Origin of the sequence: Micromonospora sp. ATCC 39149 (assembly GCF_000158815.1) — a bacterium.
Taxonomy (GTDB): domain Bacteria; phylum Actinomycetota; class Actinomycetes; order Mycobacteriales; family Micromonosporaceae; genus Micromonospora.
In genome coordinates this window covers 4,363,149-4,387,948 of sequence record NZ_GG657738.1, presented here as the reverse complement: position 1 = coordinate 4,387,948, position 24,800 = coordinate 4,363,149, and the positions used below count along the sequence as shown (strand labels likewise).

The 24,800-nt window shown below is 72.2% G+C and carries 19 protein-coding genes; 6 read left to right on the top strand and 13 right to left on the bottom strand.

Features of this window, described 5'->3' with window-relative positions:
• Positions 1–323 precede the first annotated feature (323 nt).
• The 4 genes from MCAG_RS18955 to MCAG_RS18940 are packed head-to-tail and all read right to left on the bottom strand — an operon-like array spanning position 324 to position 4,848.
• Entirely contained in the window at positions 324–1,277 is a 954-nt protein-coding gene (locus MCAG_RS18955; protein WP_007074596.1) for an NAD(P)-dependent oxidoreductase, read from the bottom strand.
• 16 nt (positions 1,278–1,293) lie between these two features.
• On the bottom strand, positions 1,294–2,319 hold the full coding sequence (locus MCAG_RS18950; RefSeq protein WP_007074595.1) for a Gfo/Idh/MocA family protein: 1,026 nt from the start codon (positions 2,317–2,319) through the stop codon (positions 1,294–1,296).
• A 13-nt stretch (positions 2,320–2,332) separates the two neighbouring features.
• The gene (locus MCAG_RS18945; RefSeq protein WP_232290221.1) at positions 2,333–3,787 is read right to left on the bottom strand and encodes an NDP-hexose 2,3-dehydratase family protein; all 1,455 of its coding nucleotides are present in this window, start codon (positions 3,785–3,787) and stop codon (positions 2,333–2,335) included.
• Positions 3,784–4,848, bottom strand: a complete 1,065-nt coding sequence (locus MCAG_RS18940; protein WP_232290220.1) for a GDP-mannose 4,6-dehydratase — start codon at positions 4,846–4,848, stop codon at positions 3,784–3,786. The genes MCAG_RS18945 and MCAG_RS18940 overlap by 4 nt, the downstream gene beginning before the upstream one ends.
• Before the next feature lie 439 nt (positions 4,849–5,287).
• On the opposite strand from MCAG_RS18940, the gene MCAG_RS18935 reads away from it, so the two are divergent.
• The 3 genes from MCAG_RS18935 to MCAG_RS18925 all read left to right on the top strand — a co-directional run bounded on the left by MCAG_RS18935 (position 5,288) and on the right by MCAG_RS18925 (position 10,086).
• A complete protein-coding gene (locus tag MCAG_RS18935; protein ID WP_050778010.1) occupies positions 5,288–6,820 on the top strand; it encodes an MDR family MFS transporter in 1,533 nt (510 codons plus the stop codon).
• A gap of 157 nt (positions 6,821–6,977) precedes the next feature.
• Positions 6,978–8,456 (top strand): NAD(P)/FAD-dependent oxidoreductase, encoded by a 1,479-nt coding sequence (locus tag MCAG_RS18930; RefSeq protein WP_007074591.1) that lies wholly within the window; start codon positions 6,978–6,980, stop codon positions 8,454–8,456.
• A 148-nt stretch (positions 8,457–8,604) separates the two neighbouring features.
• Positions 8,605–10,086, top strand: coding sequence for a multicopper oxidase family protein (locus tag MCAG_RS18925; RefSeq protein ID WP_198141584.1), 1,482 nt, complete (start codon positions 8,605–8,607; stop codon positions 10,084–10,086).
• 4 nt (positions 10,087–10,090) lie between these two features.
• Here the strand turns inward: MCAG_RS18925 and MCAG_RS18920 are convergent, their stop codons facing one another.
• On the bottom strand, positions 10,091–11,137 hold the full coding sequence (locus tag MCAG_RS18920) for a methyltransferase domain-containing protein (protein ID WP_050778207.1): 1,047 nt from the start codon (positions 11,135–11,137) through the stop codon (positions 10,091–10,093).
• A 368-nt stretch (positions 11,138–11,505) separates the two neighbouring features.
• Between MCAG_RS18920 and MCAG_RS18915 the strand changes: the two genes are divergently transcribed.
• The 3 genes from MCAG_RS18915 to MCAG_RS34985 are packed head-to-tail and all read left to right on the top strand — an operon-like array spanning position 11,506 to position 16,398.
• A complete protein-coding gene (locus MCAG_RS18915) occupies positions 11,506–12,540 on the top strand; it encodes a ketoacyl-ACP synthase III family protein (RefSeq protein ID WP_007074588.1) in 1,035 nt (344 codons plus the stop codon).
• A gap of 52 nt (positions 12,541–12,592) precedes the next feature.
• On the top strand, positions 12,593–15,478 hold the full coding sequence (locus tag MCAG_RS18910) for a type I polyketide synthase (RefSeq protein ID WP_007074587.1): 2,886 nt from the start codon (positions 12,593–12,595) through the stop codon (positions 15,476–15,478).
• Positions 15,400–16,398, top strand: a complete 999-nt coding sequence (locus MCAG_RS34985; protein WP_232290219.1) for a phosphopantetheine-binding protein — start codon at positions 15,400–15,402, stop codon at positions 16,396–16,398. The genes MCAG_RS18910 and MCAG_RS34985 overlap by 79 nt, the downstream gene beginning before the upstream one ends.
• Positions 16,399–16,475: 77 nt before the next feature.
• Here MCAG_RS34985 and MCAG_RS18905 read toward each other — a convergent pair whose 3' ends face one another.
• Genes MCAG_RS18905 through MCAG_RS18870 form a run of 8 tightly spaced genes read right to left on the bottom strand, consistent with a single transcriptional unit; the run spans position 16,476 to position 24,734 of the window.
• Positions 16,476–17,813, bottom strand: coding sequence for a cation:proton antiporter (locus MCAG_RS18905; RefSeq protein ID WP_007074586.1), 1,338 nt, complete (start codon positions 17,811–17,813; stop codon positions 16,476–16,478).
• Positions 17,814–17,859: 46 nt separating this feature from the next.
• Positions 17,860–19,053 (bottom strand): twitch domain-containing radical SAM protein, encoded by a 1,194-nt coding sequence (locus MCAG_RS18900; protein WP_007074585.1) that lies wholly within the window; start codon positions 19,051–19,053, stop codon positions 17,860–17,862.
• Positions 19,054–19,085: 32 nt separating this feature from the next.
• Positions 19,086–20,366, bottom strand: a complete 1,281-nt coding sequence (locus tag MCAG_RS18895) for a class I SAM-dependent methyltransferase (protein WP_007074584.1) — start codon at positions 20,364–20,366, stop codon at positions 19,086–19,088.
• 1 nt (position 20,367) lies between these two features.
• Complete coding sequence (locus MCAG_RS18890) at positions 20,368–21,216, bottom strand: class I SAM-dependent methyltransferase (protein WP_198141583.1); 849 nt, start codon at positions 21,214–21,216, stop codon at positions 20,368–20,370.
• Entirely contained in the window at positions 21,213–22,157 is a 945-nt protein-coding gene (locus MCAG_RS18885; RefSeq protein WP_007074582.1) for a phytanoyl-CoA dioxygenase family protein, read from the bottom strand. Before MCAG_RS18885 ends, MCAG_RS18890 begins: the two co-directional genes overlap by 4 nt.
• The gene (locus MCAG_RS18880) at positions 22,154–22,927 is read right to left on the bottom strand and encodes an FkbM family methyltransferase (protein ID WP_198141582.1); all 774 of its coding nucleotides are present in this window, start codon (positions 22,925–22,927) and stop codon (positions 22,154–22,156) included. The genes MCAG_RS18885 and MCAG_RS18880 overlap by 4 nt, the downstream gene beginning before the upstream one ends.
• Entirely contained in the window at positions 22,917–23,945 is a 1,029-nt protein-coding gene (locus MCAG_RS18875; protein WP_007074580.1) for an aldo/keto reductase, read from the bottom strand. Before MCAG_RS18875 ends, MCAG_RS18880 begins: the two co-directional genes overlap by 11 nt.
• Positions 23,946–23,990: 45 nt before the next feature.
• Positions 23,991–24,734: a class I SAM-dependent methyltransferase gene (locus MCAG_RS18870; protein WP_007074579.1), complete on the bottom strand. Its 744-nt coding sequence runs from the start codon at positions 24,732–24,734 to the stop codon at positions 23,991–23,993.
• Positions 24,735–24,800 lie beyond the last annotated feature (66 nt).

The window sequence follows — 24,800 nt, the reverse complement described above, 5'->3', positions numbered from 1 at the left end:
AGTCTGGCGAGCGTCGATCCCCCACCCGTCAATCAATTGCCCGAACAAATTGCCCACCCGTCAAGATCAACCACTCCGCACCGTGAGCAGGCCGACCGTCCGGCAATGCGAACGACGACGTCCACCCCGTCCCGGTAGCCTCACCGCCGCTGGGGGGGCACGGGCCCGGACACCGTCCGGCGTCGTGATCAGCGGGTCGCTCGCCGGCTGTCGCCCCGCGCGGGGACCGGCATCGCGCGCGGGGCCGGCACGAAGATCTCCGGCGACCTGTCAGCCCTGCAAGCGGACCGGCATCGCGCGCGGGGCCGGAACCACCCGACGGTTCAGCGCCGGGACCGATCGGGAAGCCGACTCGCGGCCTCGTCCCAGAGCCCGCCCACCGCATCCCGCAGCGATCGTCGGGGCCGCCACCCGAGCAGGTCACGCGCGGGCCCCGGGTCGACGCGGGCCCAGTCGACGACCTCCACCGAGCCGGGCCGATCCGGCAACTCCACCACCTCGGTCGGCACCCCGCTCACCTCGATCAACATCTCCACGAGGGAGCGGACCGGAACGGCCTCCCCCCGCCCCACGCCGATCACCCGCCCGGTGACGGACTCCCGCGTGGCCGACACCACCGCCTCGGCGACGTCCCGCACGTCGACGTAGTCCCGGTGGGCGCGCAACGGAGACAACTCCACCCTGGCCGACCGGTCGCGGCCCGCCGCGTCGACCAGGCGAACGACGACCCGCCCCAACAGGCTGTCGGGTGGCACGCCCGGACCCACCACGTTCGCGAGCCGCAGCACCGTCGCGTCCACCGAGCCGGCCCGCGTCGCCGCGAGCACGGCCTGGGTGGCGGCCAGCTTCGCCCTGCCGTACATGCTCTCCGGCTGGGTGGGCACCGTGGCACCGGCGGGAGCCCCGGGTGGCTCCTGGACGCGTTCCAGGACCGAGCCGAGGTGCACCAGCCTGGGCCGGCAACGGGTGCGCTCCAGCGCCGCGGTGACACTCCACGTCGGGATCGTGCAGCTCGACGGCAGCTCGGCGTCCGTCAGGTTCCACTTGCCGCCGGTGGCGTTGACCACCGCGTCGGGCTGCTCGGCGTCGAACACGGCGGCCAGCGCGGCGGGCTCCAGGGTGGCGACGTCCAGCGCCCGGGCCCGGTACGGCAGCCCCGCCGACGGGACGCGGCGGGCCAACACGAGGACGTCGTCGCCCCGGGCGGCAAGCGCGGCGCTCACGTGACGCCCGACGAAGCCCGTACCACCGACGACCACGACACGCCGCGCGCCCATCCGTACCTCCTGGGGATCAGTCTCGTGCGCCGGCGGCGTCCAGGCGACCGCCCGGCCCCTGACAGGTCACGGGGGCGCGCAACACCCTGGCCCGGTCGCGAACCTCGTCCAGCAGCCGGGCCCGGGCGCGGATCGCCGTCACCTCCTCCGCCGGCTGACCGGCGGTGACGGCGCGGACGAACTCTCGCATCGTGTTGACGAACTGGTCCTCGGCCGGGAAGGTCAGCTCCCGCGTCTCGTCCTGCCGCTCCACCCGCACCACCGGGTGCCAGGCCGGCGGTGGGGTGTACGCCCGGTCGACGACGATCCGGCCGGCGCTTCCCCAGAGCTGGTACTCGCACCGGTAGGAGTGCTCGAAACCGAAGGCGATCTGTGCGGTCCGCCCGTCCGGCGTACACAACAGCGCGGCACCCGAAACGTCCACGCCGCGATCGGGGTCCTCCCGGAGGGTGGCCGCCACCACCTCCGGCTCCTCCGGCAGGAAGAACCGGGCCGCGCCCAACGGGTAGACGCCCAGATCCAGCAGCGCTCCGCCACCCAGCTCGGGTCGGTAACGGATGTCGCCCGCAGGCAGCGGCGGAAACCCGAAGACGCCGGAGACCATCCGCAGCTCGCCGATCTCGCCGGCCGCGACCATCCGGCGCACGAAGTGGTGCACCCCATGTCGGAGGAAGGTGAGGTTGTCCATCAACACGAGCCCACGCGACCGGGCCTGGGTCAGCACCGCCGCGGTGTCGACCAGCCGGGTGGTCAGCGGCTTCTCCACCAGCACGTGTTTGCCCGCGGCCAGGGCGCGTTCGATCCAGGTGTGGTGCAGCCCGGTCGGCAGCGGAATGTAGACGGCATCGATGTCCGGGCGGTCGAGAACGGACTGGTAGCCCTCGGCGGCGGCGCACCCGAACTCCGCGGCGAAGGCGCGCGCCTTGGCCAGTTCCCGCGCCGCGACCACCACGAGCTCCGCCTCCGGGACCCGCCTGATCGCCGGCAGGGCACGGCGGCGCGCGATGTCGGCGCAGCCGAGAACCCCGATGCGGACCGTCATCTCCGCCATCGGGTCACCACAGGCTGCGCAGGCAGGCCAGCAAGCTGCGGGCCTCGATGTTGAGGTAGTAGCCGTGCCGGAGCAGGGCCTCCAGCTGGCGCACCGTCACCCAGCAGAACTCGTCCGGCACCTCGGTCGGGAAGTCGTCGCCGGCGTCGACCAGGAGGTAACGGTTCTCCGACCGGTAGAATCGCCCGCCCTCCTCGGTGAGCACGGTGTCGTAGAGGACACGCTCGGGGGCGGCTTCCAGCACCTCGGCCAGGAACAGTGGTCGGGGGCCGGGCTGGTTGTCCGGGATGCACTGCACCGTTGGGCCCATCTCCATCGCGTCGAGCAGCCCCGCCTGGTAGCGCGCGTGCACCAGCAGGTGCGCCACTCCGTCGATTTCCTTGACCAGGAAGGCGACCACGCCCCGGTGCCGCGGATACAACAGCGGCTGACTCCACCCGGTCACCTCGCGGTTGTCGATGCGCACCGTGACGCCGACCACGGAGAAGTGCCGGCCGTCGTCCCGCGCGATCCCGTCCGCGGTGTGCCGCCAGTCCGGCAGCCCTCGTAGCGGCACCCGCCGCACGGTCATCTCGTGCCGGCCCTTGGCCCCGGTGAACCAGCTCAACACCGACACCAGGTCGTGGCGGCCGGGGGCGCCCGCCGCCGAGCGCACGATCGCCGCCACCGCCGGCGACGACGGCGCCTCGGTCTCCTGGGCCGCGGCGTAGAAGGCCGAGGGCAGACATGACAGCACCGTACGCGTGTCCATGTTGACCAGGCCGTCCACCCGCAGCAGCGCGAGCAGTTCGCGCAGCGGGAGCCACCGGTGGTAGTCGCCGGCCGGCACGTCCTCGTCGACCTGGACCACCATGTTCCGGTTGCGCTTGCGCAGGAACCAGGAGCCCTGCTCCGACTGCAGGACGTCAACCAGCACCCGACCGGCCCCCGGGCGGGTGAAGTAGTCGAGGTACTTCGTGCCGCCGCCACGGTGCACCCGGGTGTAGTTGCTCCGGGTGGCCTGCACCGTCGGCGAGAGCTGCATGACGTTGATGTTGCCGGGCTCCACCTTGGCCTGGAGCAGGCAGTACGGTGTCCCGTCGACGACCTTGACGAGCATGCCGAGGATGCCGATCTCCGGCTGGTTGATGATCGGCTGGTGCCATTCGCGCACCGCGCCGTAGGTGGTCTGGACGTGCAGCCCCTCGATCACGAAGAACCGGCCGCTCTCGTGCCCGAGGTTGCCGGTCACCGGGTCGAACGCCCACCCGGGCAGCCGGTCCAGCGGCACGCGGTCCACCCGGCAGTAGGTCGACCGGGTCCGCTCGGCGAACCAGGAGAGGAAGTCCGGCCGGACCCCCTCGGCGTGCAACGCCGACCACGAGCCGCCGTCGACCGGGCCGGGCCGGTGCGGGCCCGCGTCCCGGGTCAGCAACGGCCCGTCGGCGCGGACCTTCGGGTCGGGCGACGAATCGCTCACCACAGCTCGGCCAGTTCGGCGGAAAAGGCGTGGGAAGACCCGTCCGTGTCCGCCAACAGGCGCAGATCGCTGTCGACCATCATGGCGACCATCTCCTCGAAGGAGACGGAGGGTTTCCAGCCGAGCCGCTGGCGGGCCTTCGTCGGATCCGCGCAGAGCAGCTCGACCTCGGCGGGCCGGATGAGCGACTCGTCCACCACCACGTGGTCCCGCCAGTTGAGGCCCACGTGGGCGAAGGCCGCCTCGACCAGCTCGCGGACGCTGTGCGTGACCCCCGTGCCGAGGACGTAGTCCTCCGGCTCGTCCTGGGCCAGCATCAGGACCATGCCCCGCACGTAGTCGCCCGCGAAGCCCCAGTCCCGCTCGGCCGAGAGGTTGCCCAGGCGAAGCGAGCTGCGAATGCCCAGCTTCACCGCCGCCACGCCCAGCGACACCTTGCGGGTGACGAACTCGGGACCACGCACCGGTGATTCGTGGTTGAACAGAATGCCGGAGACGGCATACATGCCGTACGACTCACGGTAGTTCTGCACCATGTAATGCCCGAACGCCTTGGCCGCGCCGTACGGGCTACGCGGATGGAACGGGGTCAGCTCATTCTGGACGGGCTCCCGCACCTTGCCGAACATCTCCGACGAAGACGCCTGATAAAAGCGCGGCTGACCGGCTGCGGGACTGCGGGAATCCGACAGGCCCCCCACGATCCGCAAGGCTTCGAGCATGCGGAGCACACCCATGCCGGTGACCTCCGCCGTCGTGGTGGACTGCCGCCACGACACCGGCACGTACGACAGCGCGCCGAGGTTGTAGACCTCGTCCGGCGCCGCGCGTTCGATCGCCGCCACCAGGCTCGTCTGATCCAGAAGGTCGCCGCTGATCAGCTTGACCGCTGGATCAGGTTGCCGAAGGCTGCGGACCGAGGGCGCGGTCTGCCCGCGCACCAATCCAAATACCTCGTATCCGGACTGAAGCAGGTGCTCCGCGAGATACGTGCCGTCCTGGCCGGTAATTCCAGTGATCAGCGCCCGCCGTGTCAGGGTAGTCTCCAGCCGTGAAGCCACCTGGCCGAGGCGTGACCTCGCGCCGATGGCGGACCAAAGATCCGCCCGTTCGAAATGGGGTCGGATCTCCCGCTACCGCGCTCACGGTACGCGAATCTCCAAGCGGATTCAGCGACCCGGAAAGCAATATAGGGAGGTTACTAGTAGTACTTTCCGGCGGGCCGGCAGCGACGCCCGGCCCGGACCGGCAGGATCGCCCCGTTCGGCCGGCGGACCCATCCCGGACACCTTCCACCGAAGCTCTTCGGGATCGTCGCCCGCCGATGCGAACTGCTTGACTCCACCGTTTTGTCCCCCTAACGTCGGCGAGGCTGCCAGCCGGCCCGCGAGCCGGGCCGGGTTCACGAAGGCGCCAACTTCCGGTGAGAGAGCAGGGCTCATGTCGCAGAGCCGGCCCGCGGCCGCAGCACCCCCAGCCCGCCTGCCACGTCGCCGCGCCATGGTCGCGTTGGTCGCGGTGATGATCCCGATGGTGCTGGCCACCCTCGACAACACCATCATCGGCACCGCACTGCCCACCGTGGTCGGCGAGTTGGGCGGCCTCAGCACGCTCTCCTGGGTGATCACCTCGTACACGCTGGCCACGGCCGCCTCCACGCCGGTCTGGGGCAAGCTCGCCGACATGTACGGCGGCAAGGTGGTCTTCGTGGCCACGCTGGTCGTGTTCCTGGCCGGGTCGCTGCTGTCCGGCATGGCGCAGAGCATCACCCAGCTGACCGTCTTCCGGGCCGTGCACGGGCTCGGCGCGGGCGGCCTGATGGTCTGCGCGTTCGCCATCATGGTGGAGGTTCTCGCCGGCCCTGACCTGCCCAAGTACCAGGGCATCATGTCGGCGACCATGGGCCTGACCATGGTGGCGGGCCCGCTCGTCGGCGGCCTGATCACCGATGAGCTCGGCTGGCGCTGGTGCTTCTACATCAACCTGCCGATCGGGGCGGTCGCGCTGCTCATCGTGGTGCTGATGATGCACCTGCCGCGCCGACACACCAAGGCCCGGATCGATTACGCGGGTGCTGCCCTGCTCACCGTGGTCAGTTCGTGCGTCGTGCTGGTGACCACCTGGGGCGGCATCACCTACCCCTGGGCGTCTCCGATGATCCTGGGGCTGGTCGCGCTCGGGGTGCTGACCTGCGCGCTCTTCGTGGTGGTCGAGCGACGGGTGGCCGAGCCGTTGGTGCCCCTGGCCATGTTCCGCAGCCTGAACTTCACCCTGAGCACCCTCATCGCCTTCCTGGTCGGCTTCGCCCTCATCGCGGGGCTGACCTTCCTGGCCCTGTTCCAGCAGGCGGTGCAGGGTGCCTCCGCGTCCGACTCCGGCCTGTTGCTGCTGCCCCTGCTGCTGTCCATGGCGGCGGTCAACGTGGTCGGGGGTCGCCTGATGAGCGGCGGGCGTTCCTACCGGCTGCTGATGCTCGCCGGTGCGGCGCTGATGACCCTGAGCCTGCTGCTCTTCGCCCTGATGGACGTGGGCACCAGCCGGACGGTCACCGCGATCCCCATGGTCGGCTTCGGCGCAGGGCTGGGGCTGCTCATGCAGACCAGCCTGATGGTGGCGCTGAGCAGCGTGGAGATGAGGAACCTCGGGGTGGCCGCCTCCACGTCCACGCTCTTCCGCACCATCGGTGGGGCGGTGGGGGCGTCGGCGACGGTCTCGCTGTTCTCCGTGCGGGTGCAGTCGGCGCTGGCCGATCGGGGGGTCGCCGACGTGGCTGACCTCCTCGGCCACTCCGCGCGGCTGGACGCCGCCGGGCTGGCCCAACTCCCCCGGGCCGTCCGTGTCCACTTCATGCACGCGGTGGCCTCCGGCACCCGGTGGGCCTTCCTGATGACCGTGCTGGCGGGGCTGATCTGCGTCGCGGCGGCGTGGTTCCTGCGCCGGGTCACCCCGTTGACGTCGGCACCGGTGGCACCCGAACCGGCGCGCGACGTCGCCGCGCCCGCCGCCAGCAGCGGGCGCGCGCCGAACTACTAGCGGATTTCCTAGGGTTCCTCGTCGACGGTAGAGCTGAATTCACCGGCGACCTAACATTCTTTTCGCGATCCGGAATCCGTCCATTCCCCTGTCTGGCGATGGTCGACGGGCCGGCCCGTGCCGAGCGGACAGACACAGATTCTCGGATTGGAGCTCGATGTCCAGCAAGATCCTAGTCATCGGTGGAGGTCCGGCCGGATCCACGGCCGCCGCGCTGCTCGCCCGATCGGGGCTGTCGGTGACGCTCCTGGAAAAGGAGACGTTCCCGCGATACCACATCGGCGAGTCGATCGCGTCCTCGTGCCGCACCATCGTCGATTTCGTGGGCGCTCTCGACGAGGTCGACTCGCGGGGCTACCCGCAGAAGAACGGGGTCCTGCTGCGCTGGGGCAACGAGGACTGGGCCATCGACTGGGCCAAGATCTTCGGTCCGGGCGTGCGGTCCTGGCAGGTCGACCGGGACGACTTCGACCACGTCCTGCTCAACAACGCCGGCAAGCAGGGCGCCAAGATCATCCAGGGCGCGGCTGTCAAGCGGGTGTTGTTCGACGGTGAGCGGGCCACCGCCGCCGAGTGGTTCGACCCCGAGTCGGGTGAGGTCCGCACCATCGATTTCGACTACGTGGTCGACGCGTCCGGCCGGGCCGGGCTGATCCCGTCCCAGCACTTCAAGCACCGGCGCCCCACCGAGACGTTCAAGAACGTGGCCATCTGGGGCTACTGGCAGGGTGGCTCGCTGCTGCCGAACTCTCCCTCCGGCGGGATCAACGTCATCTCCGCGCCCGACGGCTGGTACTGGGTCATTCCGCTGCGCGGCGACCGGTACAGCATCGGCTTCGTCTGCCACCAGAGCCGCTTCCTGGAGCGGCGCAAGGAGCACGCCTCGCTGGAGGACATGCTCGCCGCACTGGTACAGGAGTCCCCGACCGTGCGCGGCCTGACGGCGAACGGGACGTACCAGCCGGGCGTGCGGGTGGAGCAGGACTTCTCGTACATCTCCGACAGCTTCTGCGGGCCCGGCTACTTCGCGGCCGGCGACTCCGCCTGCTTCCTGGACCCACTGCTGTCCACCGGCGTGCACCTCGCCCTCTACAGCGGCATGCTCGCCTCGGCGTCCATCCTGGCCACCATCCACGGTGACGTCACCGAGGAGGAGGCGCGGGCGTTCTACGAGTCCCTCTACCGCAACGCCTACCAGCGCCTGTTCACCCTCGTCGCCGGCGTCTACCAGCAGCAGGCCGGCAAGAGGGCATACTTCGGCCTGGCCGACGCGCTGGTGCACGACAGCGGCGAACCCGAGTACGAGAAGGTAGACGGGGCCCGCGCCTTCGCCCAGCTCGTCGCCGGCCTCGCCGACCTGGACGACGCGGCGGAGGGACGGCACGACAGCACCGCGGCGGCGGCACCGGCGGAGCAGGACAACTCCGTCCGGCAGCTCTTCCTGGCCGCCGAGGAGGCCCGCCGGATGGCCGACGCGCGCACGCCGAGCGCCCCGGTCAGCGAGGCGCCGGGCAAGCTCGACAGCCACGACCTCTTCGACTCGGCAACCGGCCTCTACCTGGTCACCACCCCGCGACTGGGGATCCGCCGGGCCAAGCCGGCCGACACGCAGGCGGCGGCAGAGCAGTCTGCCTGAGGTTCCACCCCTGGTGGCCCCCGGCCCGGACCGCGCCGGTCCGGGGGCTGCTCAACCCTCCCACCAACATCCGGCATCCGGTGCCGGCGGCTGAGCAGGGGCAGCGCCACCGACTCCGGCCCGTCACATGGACAAGGTCACCTCTCCCGTGCTGAACAGACGACAGTTGCTCGCCCTCGGCAGCGTGGCCGCCGGAGGCACCGTCATGTCACGCTCCCTCAGACGGGACGCGCAGGCCGCCCAGGCGGCACCGGCGTCGCCCGCCAACCCGCACGCCGGGCACGCCGCCCCGGTGCCCAGCCGGGTCAGCACGACCACGGTCGCGGTCACCCCGTTCACCGAGCCGATGCCCGTCCCGCCGCGGCTGACCCCGGTCTCCCGCCGCGACGGCATCGACGTCTACGAGATCCCCATCCGGCCGGCGCAGGTGCAGATCCTGCCCGGCCTGCTCACGCCCGCCTACACCTACGCCGGTTCCTTCGTCGGCCCCACCATCCGGGCCCGCACGGGCCGGCCCGTGCGGATCACCTACACCAACGGGCTCGACACCCACGCCAACGTGCACCTGCACGGCGGGCACGTGCCGGCCACCAGCGACGGTCACCCGATGGACCTGATCCCGCCGGGCGGCTCGAAGGTCTACGACTACCCGAACCTTCAGCGCGGCGCGACGCTCTGGTACCACGACCACACCCACGCCTACGAGGCCGACCACGTCTACCGCGGACTGCACGGCTTCTATCTGATCGACGACCCGGCCGAGCATCACCTGCGCCTGCCCGCCGGCAAGTACGACGTGCCGATCATGCTGCGCAACGCCCAGTTCGACGACTCCGGCGCCCTCGTCTTCGGCCACCCGGACGACCGGGTCACCATCCTGGCGAACGGCAAGGCCCAGCCCTACTTCGAGGTGGCCCCGCGCAGGTACCGGTTCCGCCTGCTCAACGCGGCGCTGAAGCACGTCTTCCGGCTCAACCTGGGCGGCGAACCGCTCACCCGCATCGCCACGGACGGCGGGCTGCTGCCCGCCCCCACCAGTCACACCGAGCTGGCGCTCTCCTCCGGGGAGCGGGTCGAGATTGTGATCGACTTCGCCGAGCACGCAGGCGGCGGGCCGGTCTACCTCTACGACGGGGACAACCCGATCCTGCGCTTCGACGTGTCGTCCCGGGCGGTCACCGACCCCAGCCGGGTGCCGGTCACCCTGCGCGCACTGCCCCCGATGGGCACGCCGACCGTGGAGCGCACCGTGTCGATGAGCTTCGACATGTCGGCCCGGCCCCCGATCGCGCTCATGGACGGCAAACCGTTCGACCCTCTCCGGGTGGACGTACAGGTCAAGCGGGGCAGCACCGAGATCTGGAACGTGGTCAACGCGGATACCGATCCGTTCCCCTTCGACCATCCGTTCCACCTGCACCTGGTGACGTTCCGGGTGCTCGGCCGCGACGGCGGGCCGCCCGCGCCGGAGGACGCCGGGCTCAAGGACACCGTCTACGTCTCGCCCAAGGGGTCTGTCAAGATCCAGGTCACCTTCGCCACGCCGTACCTCGGGCAGTACGTCTACCACTGCCACTACCTGGAGCACTCGTCGCTGGGGATGATGGCCCAGCTGGAGGTTGTGCCCTGAGGGCTCAGCCGTGCAGGTCGACGATCGAGGGGTGGGCGCCGAACAGGCTGACCGGCCGCACGTCGCCCACCCCGAACCCGGCGGCGCGGGCCAGGTCGGCCTGGTCGGCGAACTCGTGCAGCAGCAGTACCGCCCGCCCGCCGTCGACCGTCACCCGGCGCAGCTCCGCGAAGAGGCGGCCGGAATCACCGGCGAGCACGCCCCGCGCCTGCACCTGCCGGTCCCAGGGCGGATTGCTGACCACCCGGTCCACCCGACCGGTCCGCAGCGGCAATCGTCCGGCGTCGGCGACCGCCCAGGTGACGCGGGCCCCCGACGCCGCCGAGTTGGCGACGGCCGCGCCGACCGTCTCCGGGTCGTGGTCCGAGCCGAACAGCACCGCCCCCGGTGCCAGCCCGGCTGCCTCCACGGGGATCGTGCCGGTGCCGCAGCACGGATCGGCCACCAGCATCCCGGGGCGGATGCCGGCCAGCCAGGCCAGCGCCGCGGCGAGCGGCGGATGCAGGGTCCCCGGCGTGGACGACCGCTTGTAGGCCCGCCGGTGCAGCGGCCGGTCGGCCACCCGTACCGCCAGCGTCGCCTGGGTGCCCTCGACGGTGACCCGCAGCGACAGCCCGCCCTCCGGCGGGGCCTCGCCGCCGCGGCGGGAGTGGTAGCGCAACCCGAGCGCGGCCACCGCGTGCCGCCCCACGGCGTCCTCGATGTCGTACCGGTTGTAGTTGCGGCGGCCGAGGAAGGAGGCGGCGACGTCCACGGTCGCCGGCCGCCCGGGCACGCCGCAGGCGGCGCGGGCCGGCAGCACCGCCGGCAGCGCCGCCGCCCGGGCCAGCCGGGTGAAGGCCGCCAGGTCCGCCTTGGTGTGGCCGACGCCGTCGGCGACGGCGACGAGCAGGAACAGGTCGTCGACGGTACGCAGATCCAGCAGGCGCGGCTCCGCGCTGGCGGCGGAGAACCACACCTCGCGGTGCCGGCGGTGCTCGACCCGGCCGAGGCCCCGCTCCTCGATCTCCTGGGCGGCCACCTCCTCCAGCCCTCGCAGGGTCCGTGCCATGAAGCGCACCGTCACCGTCCGCCGATCCTCTCCCCGCCGGGTCGTCCCGCCGCCGTGCCGGCGGCGTCCGCGAGCCTACCCACCGCACCCGCCGCCGGGACGCAGCCGACGCCGACCGGACCCGCCGACGGGGGAGCCGACGCCGACCGGACCCGCCAAGACTAGGTGAACCTCTATAGGAATTCGCGTGCCCCCTTCATAGGGTCCGAAAGGGGTAATGGAACCGTCCGGCACCGGACGGCTCGTTTTCTTCCCCCAATTCCGTCCGTCCGACCTGAGCCGTCGCAGGGAAGGCGAGGCCGAGCAGTCGAGCAGTTGATCGGTCGATGCCGCACGGGCCCGTGCGCCGAAATCGTGGAGATTGCGCAGTGCGTACACCGGATCTGTTCATCGGCGCCGTCGGCGCCTTCGTCCCGCCGACGGTGAGCGTCGAGTGGGCGATCGACCGCGGTCTTTACTCCCGCGAGCAGGTGGAGCTGCACGAGCTGGCGGGCACGGCCATCGCCGGCGACCTGCCCGCGCCGGAGATGGCGCTGCGCGCCGCCCAACAGGCGGTCAAGCGCTGGGGCGGCTCGCCGACGGAGTTCGACCTGCTGCTCTACGCCAGCACCTGGCACCAGGGGCCCGACGGCTGGCCGCCGCACTCCTATCTCCAGCGGCACCTGGTCGGCGGCGACCTGCTGGCGTTGGAGATCCGGCAGGGCTGCAACGGGATGTTCAGCGCGTTCGAGCTGGCCGCCAGCCACCTCCAGGCGGTACCCGAGCGCACCAGCGCCCTGCTGGTCGCCGCCGACAACTACGGCACCCCGATGGTCGACCGCTGGCGGATGGGCCCCGGCTTCATCGGTGGCGATGCCGGCAGCGCCCTCATCCTCACCAAGCGACCCGGCTTCGCGCGGCTCCGCTCGGTCTGCACCAAGTCGGTCCCGGAGGCCGAGCGGCTGCACCGGGGCGACGAGCCGCTGTTCCCCCCGAGCGTCCTGACCGGCCGGGAGCTGAACTTCACCGCCCGGATCGACCAACAGTTCGCCGCCCGCAGCCCCGCCTCGATCGCCATGGCGGACGTCGGCGACCACATCGAGGAGGTCGTGGGGCGCGCCCTCGCCGAGGCGGAGATCGAGGTCGGCGACCTCGCCAGGGTCGCCTTCATGAACTTTTCCCGGGAGATCATGGAGCAGCGCTGCCTGGCCAACTGGGGCCTGCCCATGAGCCGGTCCACCTTCGACTTCGGTCGCCGGATCGGGCACTGCGGGGCGAGCGACCCCTTGCTGGCCCTGGAACACCTGGCCAGGACGGGGGGCCTCGGCCCCGGCGATCACCTGCTGACCCTCGGCACCGCGCCGGGCGTGGTGGTGTCGTGCGCGATCGTCCAGGTGATCGAGTCGCCGACGTGGCGGGAGTGACCCGCTGGACACCTGCGGCGGCCCGCCCAGCCCAGCAAACCGACAGCAGGGGATGATTGTGGAAGCAGAGAAGGACCGGTTGCGTCCGGTGGCGTCCGAGGCGGTCGCCGTGGTGGGGATCGGCTGCCGGTTCCCGGGCGACGTCAACTCGCCCGACGAGTTCTGGGACCTGCTCACCGGGGGTCGCAACACCACCGGGACGGTGCCCGAGGAGCGCTGGAGCGCGTACCGCGACCTGGGTCCGGCGTTCGAGTCCGCGCTCCGGTCGGCCACCCGGGCGGGCAACTTCCTGGCCGACATCTCCGGCTTCGACGCGGACTTCTTCGGCATCTCCCCGCGCGAGGCCGAGCTGATGGACCCGCAGCAGCGGCTCATGCTGGAGGTGACCTGGCAGGCGCTGGAGGACGCCGGGATCCCGCCCCGCACCCTGGCCGGCACCGACGTCGGCGTCTTCGCCGGCGTGTGCACCTACGACTACGGCGGCCACCAGTTGGAGGACCTGCCGCACATCGACGCCTGGACGGGCATCGGCGCCGCCACCTGCGCCGTCGCCAACCGGGTCTCCCACGTGCTCGACCTGCGCGGGCCGAGCCTGTCGATCGACACCGCCTGCTCGGCGTCGCTGGTCGCGTTGCACCTCGCCGCGCAGAGCCTGCGGCTGGGCGAGAGCACGCTGGCCCTCGCCGGCGGGGTCAACCTGATCGTCACGCCCGGGCAGTCGATCACCCTCGGCTCGGCCGGTGCCCTGGCACCCGACGGGCGCAGCAAGTCCTTCGACGCCACCGCCGACGGCTACGGTCGTGGCGAGGGGTGCGGCGTCCTCGTGCTCAAGCTGCTCTCCGACGCCCAGCGGGACGGGGACCGGGTGCTGGCCGTGCTGCGGGGCAGCGCCGTCAACCAGGACGGCCGGACCAACGGGATCATGGCACCGTGCGGCCAGGCCCAGGAGCACGTGATGGTCCGCGCCCTGCGCTCGGCCGGCATCGAGGCCGGCAGCGTCGACTACATCGAGGCGCACGGCACCGGCACCCCGCTCGGTGACCCGATGGAGGCCGCGGCGATCGGCTCGGTCTACGGGCAGGACCGCCCGGACGACGAGCCCTGCCTGATCGGTTCGGTCAAGTCCAACATCGGCCACCTGGAGGGCGCGGCCGGCGTCGCAGGCGTCATCAAGGCGGTCCTGGCGCTGAACCGGGCCGAGGTGCCCGCCACCCTGCTGGTCACCGAGGTCAACCCGGACATCGAGTGGAAGCGGCTGCGGCTGCGCCTGGTCACCCGCAACCAGCCCTGGCCGGACCGGCCGGGGCCGCGCCGCGCCGGAGTCTCCGGCTTCGGCTACGGCGGCACCGTGGCGCACGTGGTGCTGGAACAGGCCCCGCCGGTCGCCGCCGAGCCGGCCCCGGCGCTGACCGGCGAGACGCTGTTCCCGATCTCCGCCGGCTCCGCGCACTCCCTTCGCGAGCGGGCCCGCGCCCTGGCCGGGATCGTCCCGGATGTCGACCTCGCCGCGCTCGGGCACACCCTGGCTCGGCGGCGTTCGCACCTGACCCACCGGGCGGTGGCGGTGGCCGCCGGCCGGGACGACCTGGTCGCGGCGTTCGCGGCGCTCGCCGACGACAGGCCGCACGACCGGGTGCGTACCGGAAGCCCGGTGGCGGAGCCGCCCCGCACGGTGTGGGTGTTCTCCGGGCACGGGTCGCAGTGGACGGGCATGGGGCGGGAACTGCTGGCCACGGAGCCGGCCTTCGCGGACGCGATCGACCGCATCGAGCAGATCTTCCTCGACGAGATCGGTTTCTCACCCCGCCAGGCGATCCTCGACGGCGACTACGAGGCCGTCGACCGGACCCAGACAATGATCTTCGCGATGCAGCTCGGCCTGGCCGAGATGTGGCGAGCGAGGGGAGTCGAGCCGGACGCGGTGATCGGCCACTCGGTCGGAGAGATCGCCGCGGCGGTGACCGCCGGCATCCTGACCGTGGCCGACGGCGCACGGCTGATCTGCCGTCGTTCCCTGCTGCTGCGCGAGGTCGCCGGCCAGGGCGCGATGGCCCTGGTGACGCTGCCCTTCGAGGAGGTCGCGGCCAGGCTGGCCGGCCGCGTCGACGTGGTCGCCGCGATCGCCTCCTCCCCCTCGTCGACCGTGGTCTCCGGCGACCCGGCCGCGCTGGACGCGCTGGTCGCCGAGTGGACCGAGGAGGGCCTGGGCGTACGCCGGGTCGCCTCCGACGTGGCCTTCCACAGCCCGCACATGGATCCGCTGCTCGACCGGCTGCGCGCCGCCGTCGACTTCACCGCCCGCGCACCCCGGGTGCCGATCTACAGCACGGCGCTGGCCGACCCGCGGGCCCCGATCACCGCCGACGGCGAGTACTGGGCCGCGAATCTGCGCAACCCGGTCCGGCTCGCCGCAGCGGTGGCCGCCGCCGTCTCCGACGGACACCGGGCCTTCATCGAGGTCTCCCCGCACCCGGTGGTGACCCACTCGATCCACGAGACGCTGGCCGGAAGCCTCGACGACGAGGTCTTCGTCGGCGGCACCCTGCGCCGCGACACCCCGGAGGCGCAGGCCTTCCTGTCCAGCCTGGGGGCCGCGCACTGCCACGGGGTCGCGGTCGACTGGGGCCGGGTGCATCCGTCCGGGCCGCTGGTCACCCTGCCCGGCTACCCCTGGCGGCACCGGAGTCACTGGCACTGGCCGACGCCGGCCGCCGCCACGGGCCGGGGCCACGACCCCGCGTCGCACACCTCTTTCTTTTGCGCGGTCGAACAACGTGGCGGGCAGCGACGTGCGGGTGTGGCGCACCGCACTCGAACGACGCCAGCCGCCCGTACCCGGGCAGCCACGCCCTCAACGGCGTGGAGATCGTTCCGGCGGCCGTGCTGGTGGAGACCCTCATGGCTGCCGCCGGGCGGGGCGACGGCCGGCCGCTGCTGACCGGCTTGTCGATGCGGTACCCGCTGATGACCGCCGGGCTGCACGAGGTCCAGGTGGTGCGGGACGGTGCCGAGGTGCGGCTGGCGTCCCGTTCCGTCGACGCGGAGGCCGACCCGAGCCGGGACTGGCTGATCCACACCGACGCCACGGTGGCCGACGCCGACGCCACGGTGCTCGCCGCGCGGGCGTTGGCCGACCCCGACGACCACCGGATGGAACCGGGCGACCCGGGCTCCATCCACCGCCGGCTCGCCGAGGTCGGGGTGCCGTCGACGGGATTCGACTGGTCGGTGGAGGAGCTGCTCTCCGGGTACGGCGTGCTCCGCGCGCGGGTGCGCTCGGCCGACTCGTCCACCTGGGCGCCGGTGCTGGACGCCGTCATGTCGGTCGCCCCCGCCGTCTTCCCCGGCGTGCCGCAGCTACGCATGGTGGTGTACGTCGACGAGGTGCTGCTCACCGGCGAGCCACCGGAGGTGACGCTGATCGAGGTCGCCCTCGACCCAGACCGGCCCGACACGGCGAACGCGCTGGTCGCGGATGCTCAGGGCCGGGTCGTGGCCAGCCTTCCCGGGCTGCGCTACCCGGTGATCGACCAGCCGGTCGCCCCGGCGCAGGACAGTTCCGGCGAGGTGGAGGAGGCGGTCTCCTTCGCCGGCCTGTCCGACGAGGAACTGCACGAGCGGGTGTTCGACGAGGTGCGCCGGCAGATCGCCGGGGAGATGCGACTCGACGCCGACGACCTGCATCCCCGCCGGCCGCTGGCCGAGCAGGGCCTCGACTCGGTGATGACGGTGGTGATCCGGCGACGCCTGGAGAAGCGCACCGGGCGGAGCCTCTCCCCGACCGTCTTCTGGCAGCGGCCCACCGTCGCCGCCATCGCCGACCACCTGGTGGAGCTGTTGAGCACCCCGCAGGAGTGAGGATCCGCGACGACAGGGAGGGCCCGTGCGTTCCGCACGGGCCCTCCCTGCTGTCGACGGATCTTCAGGTGGCGGGGTCAGCCCGGCCGCTGGTCCACCGCAGGGGTGGCGGCCCACTCCAGGTGGCGGCTCTCCCGCAGGGTCTCCTCGGCGTTCTGTTCGACCCGCCGCATGGCGACGCGCAGCATCGGCGGCGCCATGACCGAGGTGACGACCGCGACCAGCACCACGATGGTGTATGAGGCGGTGTTCAGCACGCCCAGGCGCAGCCCGACCATCGCGATGATGATCTCCACGGCACCGCGCGCGTTGAGCCCGGCGCCGAGGGCGACGCCCTCCCAGTGGCTCTGCCGGGCCAGCCGTGCACCCAGGTACGCGCCGGTGTACTTGCCGAGCACGGCGAGCGCCAGGATCACCGCCCCGGCGGCGAGCACCTCCGGGTCGGCGAGGGCACGCAGATCGACCCGGAGCCCCGCGCTGGCCAGGAAGATCGGGGCGAGCACGGACAGCACCACCGTGCGCAGCGGTGCCAGCCGGGCCGGCTCCCCGTTGCCGGGAAGGCCGATCAGGACACCCGCCACCAGCGCGCCGAAGATCGCCTCCAGGCCCAGCGCGTGCGCCCCCGCCGCGAAGGCCAGCACGATCACCACGGCGACGGCGCTGGCGGCCCCGCCGTCGGGCTGGGCGTTCGCCCAGCGCATGGCGCGCCGGGTCACCGGCCGGCCGACCAGGACGGCCACCGCGAGGTAGGCCACGAGGTAAAGCAGGGCGGTCACCACCTGCCCGGCGGTGAGGGTGCTCACCGCCACCGACGAGATGAGCGACAGCAGGAACCAGGCCGCAGCGTCCTCCAGCGACGCCGCAGCCAGGATGATCTGCCCCACGTCGCGGTGCAGCAGGCGCATGTCGGTGAGCGTCTTCGCGATCACCGGCACGGCGCTGACCGCCATCGCCACGCCGACGAACAGCGCGAAGACAGTCCGCTCCTGCCCGGCCGCGAGAAGCGCCGCCGGGGCCAGCAGGCCGGCGGCGATGCCCAGGCCGAGGGGCACCGCGAGGCCGCCGACGGCCACCGCGCCGATCGTGCCGGCCCGCCGCCGGACCAGCCGCAGGTCCAGGTGCAGACCGGCCACGGCGACCAGCAGTACGACGCCGAACTGACCGATGGCGTCGAGCAGGTGGACCTGGTCGGGGTCGGCGGGCAGCAGCCACCGTCCGATGTCGGGTGCCAGGGCCCCCAGCACCGAGGGGCCGAGCAGCACCCCGGTCAGCAGCTCACCGACCACCGCCGGCAGGCCGAAGCGTTGCGCCACCCGTCCCAGGACGACGGCGAGCAGCAGCAGCAGGCCCACCTGGAGCAGGAACAGCAGTAGCTGGTGGGAGCCCAGCGGGGGCACCGGCGCGGCCACGATCACGGTCGTTGTTCCTTTCGTCTCGACGCCCGGCCGGGCCCGCCGGTGGTCAGGCCGCGATCTCGGGCGGCAGGTCCACCGGGTCGGCCGAGTTCATGAAGGTCCGCAGGGCCCGCAGGTCGGCGGCGGGCTTCTCCCAGCCCAGCCCGGCGCACCAATCGATGAGGGAGGTCAGCTCCCCGGTGGCCCGAACCTTGTCCTCCTCGGGCAGGCTGAGCACCGACATCTCGGCCGGCCACTGCACCACGTTGGCCAGGTCCACGTCGAGCCCCTCGGCCCGGGCGAACTCCAGCAGGTCGCGCAGCCCCCAGACGTTGTCCCGCTGGGGTGCCACCTGGAGCCAGAGGTTGACCTCCGAGCGGGCCCGGCGGACGTTCGCGATGAAGGTCTCCCACTTCGCGCCCTGCCGGATCCGCTCGAACACCTCGCCGTAGCCGTCGCAGGAGGCGCCGATGCCGATGCTCTTGAAGTGCCGGAACCGGTCGAAGACCGACTCCGGCAACACGGTGAGGTTGGAGTTGTAGACGACGTCGACGTTGCCGGCGTTACCCGTCTCCACCAGCAGGTCGAGCAGGGCGAAGTGGCCCGGCTGCATGAACGGCTCCCCACCGGCGAAGTACAGCCGCCGGATGAGGTGGGCGTTCTCGCGCAGGGTCTGCCACAGCTCGTCGTCGTCCCGGTAGGCGTCGATGACCGCGGACGACCAGGCCGGCCGCTTCTTGGCGCCCCAGCCCGAGCTGACCGGGTACGCGCACATCACGCACCGCAGGTTGCAGGTGTTGCCGAACCGGATGTCGAGGAAGAACGGGAAGTCCTCGACGGTGCCGTCGGGCGCGGTGCGGGCGGCCAGCCGGTCGGGGTCGGCGATGTCCCGGAACCGCTGGTTGATCTCCTGCCGGTACGACAGCGCGCCGTGGTCCTCGCGGTGGTAGCAGTAGGAGCAGGCGTCGACCCGCTCCCCGGCCAGCATCGCCAGCCGGGTCCGGCGCATGTTGGGGCTGTTGAAGGCGTCCGCCAGGCCCATCACCCGGCCGGGGTTGTCCGCCGCGTAGCGGGACCGCGGCGAGCAGCCGACGGCGTCGTCGTTGAGCAGGAACTCCGGCTCCTCCTCCTGCTCGTACAGCTTGTTGTGGTACATCGAGTCGTCCACGCAGCACCGCCCGTAGACACCGTCGATGGACGCGCAGAGATGGATCCAGGGCAGCACGCACATGGTCCGGGACCGGGCTTCCGGGTCAGTCATGAAAGTTGATCACCTCGGTGGTGGGGGCGGTGTCATCCCGGTCGGCCGACCGTCTCGACCCGGGGCAGCGGAAAGATCAACCGGGTGCCGCTGGCCAGCATCTCCGCCTCCCGGGCGACGATCTCGTCCCGGAAGTGCCAGGGCAGGACCAGGTAGTAGTCCGGGCGGGCCGCCCGCGACTCCTGCTCGCTGATGATTTCGATGTCCGTGCCGAGGGTGCGCGCGCCCACCTTGTCCGGATTGCGCTCCGCGGCGTACCGGATGAGCTCGCGGTCTATGCCGCAGAACTGCAGGAGGGTGTTGCCCTTCGTCGACGCGCCGTAGACGTGCACCGTGCGGCCCTGGCCCCGCAGCTCGCGCAGCAGGGCGCTCACCTCGTCACGGTGCTGGCGCACCTGCTCGGCGAAGCGCTGGTACGGGGCGTCGCCGTCCAGCCCCAGCGCCAGCTCCCGGTCGGCGAGTGCCTTGACCGAACCGTCGGCCCGGCCGCCCACCTCACCGGCCCGGGTGACCACGCAGCAGATCGAGCCGCCGTTCACCCCGTTGAGGCTGGCACGGACGATCTCCAGGCCCGCCGCGCCCAGAATGCGGCTCAGCGTGGCCAGCGAGTAGTAGGACAGGTGCTCGTGGCAGATGCTGTCGTAGCCGGCGATCTCCAGCATCGCCGGCAGGTAGGCGACCTCGACCACCCAGACCCCGCCCGGGGCGAGCAGCGCCTCGACCTGACGGGCGAACTCCACCGGGTCCTCGACGTCGTAGAACATCGCGATCGAGGTGACCAGGTCGAAGCTGCCCGCGTGCGGGACCAGCTCGGGGCTGGGGAAGAAGTCGCGGATCAGATTGAAGTCGTCGGGCGCGTCGTCGGCGGCGCTGGAGGGGTCGATGCCCCACCGCTGCGCGTCGGTCAGGTTGCCCAGCAGGGTGCCGTCGTTGCAGCCGATGTCGAGCACCTTGCCGGGCCGCTCCCCCAACACCTCGACCGCCGCGTCCACGACGTCGGCGAGATGCCGGCGCATCGTGTCGTTGATCCGCGAGCGGTACCAGTAGGTGTCGTAGAGCAGCCCACCCGGCAGGGTGTGCCGCAACTGCACCAGGCCGCACGGGTCACCGCCGTCGCGTTCCGCGCACCGGGTCAGCTCCAGGGGGAAGCGCACCCTGGGCGGGTCCGACACGCCGGGCTTCACGAAGCTGCCCTGTAGGTACTGGGCACCGAGGTCGAGGACCGTACGCAGGGTCCCGCCACACACCCGGCAGGTGGTCCGCTCGACCACCTCCGACGCCAACTCCTCGCCGGCCGCCGCCAACTGGCTCACGTCAGGTCCTCCTCGTCTCGTGCCGGTGTGCGGGACCAGGCGCCCCGTCGTGCGGTTTGCTGGCGACCAGCAGGATGTCCAGATAGAAGGGCTGGTCGGGGCCCTCGCTGCGGCCGAGATGCCGGAACGCCCGGTCGAGGTACTCGTCGAGCGCGCGGGGCCGCAGCCGGTCCACCAGCCACAGGGCGCGCAGGGCCAGACCCACCGGGCCGCCGGACGGCCAGCCGTGCTCGCGGCCGTACCAGCGCAGCAGCAGCAACAGGCCGCGCGGCCCGCAGGTCAGCTTGACGGTGCGGTCGACGGTGAAGCCGGCCCACTCGGCCTGGCGGGCCAGCCCGTCGGCGGTCCACCGCCACAGGTCCTGGCCGCCGTGCTCCTCCCACACCCCGTGGGTGGAGAGCACCAGCCGGCCGCCCGGGCGCAGCAGCCGGTACGCCTCCCGCAGGTACGCGTCCGCGTCCGAGACGTGTTCGAGCACCTGGGTGGAGAGCACCCCGTCGAACGTCCCGTCCGGCACCGGGCAGCGCCCGTCCCGGTCGAGGGCGTGGTCGGCCGGCAGGGACTCACCGCCCGGGATGTCGGCGGTCTGCAACTCGGCGGAGCGGAACAGGCCCCGGTATGGCGAGGTGCCCGCGCCGTAGTCGAGCCAGACTCCCGTGGCGTCCCGGACCGCCTCCGCCAGCGCGTCGCGCAGGTCCAGGAAGTGGGCGTATGCCCAGTCCCCGGGCCGGGGCTCGATCCGCTCCCGGAACCGTTCGGCCATCACCTCGTCCAGCGACGGGCCGGTGGGGGCGGTGCCGGCACCGGTCAGCAGGGGACCAAGCCCGGGTACGCGCCGCAGCAGGGTCACCAACGCCAGTACTCCTCGTGCGGGTACCGCATGGTGGTCGGCTCCGGCAGGCCCTCCCAGCGCCGCAGCGACGCGGCGGGCCGGTACTCGAAGGGCTGCTCGCCGGCGTGCTCCGGTGCCGCCCGCCGCTGCGCCAGGCAGGAGAGCAGCACCTGCTGCTTGAGCCCGATGTACTCCGGCACGTGCGGGCCGAGGTCCAGCTCGACCTCGGCGGGCCGGTACTCGAAGTAGATGACCCGGCGCCGCTTGCCGGTCACCGCCGGCGCGGCGTGCAGCATCAGGATGTTGTGCAGCATCACGTCGCCCGGGTTCATCACCGCCGGCACCGCCCCGGTGGTGTCCCACTCGGTGGCGTTCATCCGGGTGGTGGTCTCGTTCGCCCGGTCGGTGTCCCAGTAGTTCGACTGCGGGATGCACCAGACGCAGTTGTCCTCCGGGGCCGGGTCAAGGTAGATGCCGACGTCGATCACCCGGCCCGCGCCGGTGATGCCGACCGCGTTCTCCGGGTAGAGGCCGCCGTCGCGGTGCCAGGGCAGCCGGGGCGCCCCCGCCTCGGTCTTGAAGACCATGCTGTCCCAGGTGGGGATGAGGTTGGGGCCGACCAGGTCCTCCATCGCCCGCAGCAGCAGGGGGTGGCCGGCGAGCCGGGCGACCACCGGGGACTTGTCGACCACGTACTCGATCCGCACCGGCGCCGCGTCCGGCTCGTGCGGTTCCAGCGTCCAGATGGTGTCGGTCATCGTCCGGGTGCGCCAGGCTTCGTCGATCAGCTCGTCGGCCGCCGCCTGCACGGACCGCAGCTCGTCGGGGTCCAGCAGCCCGCGCAGGATCAGCGCGCCCTGCCGGCGGAAGGCGGTCAGGTGCTCCGGAAGCAGCCCGGTCTCGTGGATGTGGCACTCGGGGACGGCCTGCTCGGTGCGGACGTCCACAGTCGCGCTCATGGTTCGGTTCCCTTCTGCCAGGCGGACGGTTCGTGCTGCCCGGAGCCGCCGGCCGGGCCCGGGCTCGGTCGGTCGGCGACGAAGTACCAGTGCTCCCGCAGCGCGTCGGCGAACCCCGCCCGGTCCAGCGCCGGCTGCCCGGCGCGGCGCCCGGGCAGGGTACGCAGCTCGTAACCCAGCTCGGTCACGAGCAGCGCCCACAGGTCGGCGCTGGTGGTGCCGTACTCCCGCATGGCGTGGTCGCCGCCGTGCTCGAAGACGATCACCGGCCGCCAGCGGCGGAGCAGCTCCACGGCACCGCGCAGGGCGAGCACCTCGCCGCCCTCGGTGTCCACCTTGACCAGGTCGATCCGGCGGTCACCGGGGAGCACGTCGTCCAGGCGGACGGTGTCGACCGTCAGCTCCCGCAGGGTCTCGTCCGGGCGGTCGTAGGGACGCCGGCGCAGCCCGCTGTAGCCGGGGTTGGAGACCACGTGGACGAAGCTGTCCCGGCCGGTGCGCTCGGCGGCGGCGGCGGCCACCACCGTCACGCCGGGGAAGTCCCGGCGCAGCCCCTCGGCGTACGACGGCAGCGCCTCGACGGCCACGTGCCGGCCACGGGGGGCGACCCGCAGCAGGTGACGCAGGATGTCGCCGGCGCCGGCCCCGATGTCCACGGTGTTGGCGTCCGGTTCGCAGATCTGCTCGATCAGCGCCACGGTGAGCTGGTCGTACCAGTCGTTCATCGACAGCGCGCCGGCCTCGTCGGTCGCGGAAAGCTCAGTGGACATCGTCACGCTCCTCGGTCCGGCACGCCGGTCCGGCCCCGGAGCCGACCGCCGGGGCGGTACGGACCAGGAGTTCCAGCTCCCGCAGCTCGATCTCGGACAGCTCCAGGCCGGCGGCGCGGACGTTCTCCTCGACGACTCCGGGCGACTGAGCGCCGAACACCGGCACCACCCCGGCCGGGTGGTGCAGCGCCCAGGCCAGTGCCACCTGCGCGACGGTGTGCCCACGCTCGGCGGCGAAGGCGGCGAGGCCGTCGACCACGTCGAGCAGTTGGGCGTAGTCCTCACCCCGGAAGGCGTGCGAGTAGGCCCGCCAGTCCTCGGGGGCGAATGCCTGGTCGCGGTGCAGCGCGCCGGTGAGCAGCCCGTGGGCGAGCGCGGAGCCGCCCAGCACCCCGACGCCGGCCTCCTGGCAGCGGGGCAGCACCTCCTTCTCGGCACCACGGTCGAGCAGGTTGAACGGCACCTGGACGACGTCCAGCAGCCCGGTCGGCACCAGCTCGGCCAGGTCGCCCGCCGTCACGTTGGCGAAGCCGACATGGCGGGCCAGGCCCTCGCGCACGAACCCCGCCAGCACCTCGGCGGTCTCCGCGAGCGGGACGGTCGGGTCGGGCCAGTGCACGGAGTACACGTCGACGTGGTCCGTGCCGAGCTGACGCAGGCTGGCCAGCAGCTCGTCCCGGAGGAACGCGGGGTCGCTGTTACGCACCGTCCGTCCGGGCGGGTCGAGCTTGTGCCGTCGCACGCCGGGCCGGGTCTCCAGCCCGCCGGCCGTGGCGATCACGATCTCGTCCCGGTGCGCGGGCAACAGGTCGGCCAGCCCGCGGGCAAGGGCCGCCTCGGCGGCCCCGCCGCCGTACGCCCGGGAGGTGTCGAAAAGGGTGACGCCCAGGTCGAAGGCCCGGCGGACGGCCTGCACGCCTGGTTCGATCCGCCGGCCCCACTGGCCGCCGAGCGCCCAGGTGCCCAGGCCGAGCGCCGAGACCAGCGGCCCCCGCTCACCGATGCAGCGCTGCCGCACGGCGTCCTCCCGCCCGGTGCCCCACCCACGCCCGTCGGCCGGCCGTCACGCCGCCGGCTCCCCGTCGCTGCGCAGCGTCAGGAACACCACGCCGTCGTGATTGATCATCTTGTCGGTGACCGGCGTCAGCCCGGCCTCGGCGGCGATGCCGGTCATCAACTCCACGCCGTGCCAGTTCAGGAACCCCTTGAACTCCACGGGGTTCGCGTCGCGGTACCGCTCGGCGTAGGTGTGGAAGAAGCCGCGCGTGTTGTCGCCGAGGTCCAGGAAGTTGAAGCAGAACAGCCCGCCGGGCCGCAGGATCCGCCGGATCTGACGGAAGTAGAGGAAGACCTCGAAGACGTTGAGGTGGATGAACACGTTCAGGGAGAACCCGGCGTCGAACGCGGCGGTCGGCAGCTTCTCCAGGAAGTCGTTCTCGATGTGGTGGTAGGAGACGTTCTCCCGGCCCTCGCAGGTGGCGCGCGCCTTGTCGAGGAAGGATCGGCTGACGTCGGCGCAGAGCACGGCGCGCACCCGGTCGGCGAGCCCGGCCGCCATGATGCCCTCGCCGCTGCCGATCTCGAAGATCTCCGATTCCGGGCCGAGCCCGAGCTGCTCGACGACCAGGGCGACCTTGTCGACACGGTCCTGGAGGTACTCCTCGCGCGGCTGGTAGCCGGCGAGCTGCATCTGCATCTCCTCCGGCGTGTTCCACTCCCAGACGTAGTTGAGGTCGCCGGTGCTCCGGAGCGGACAGCCCCGGGGGGCGTCCTGCGGCGGCGGCGTCGCCTGCTTCGCGTCGTTCATCGGACCTCACTCGCGGTCTTGTCGGGCTCTGCGGGGACAACTGGGCGGGCGGCTGCGGAAAACTGG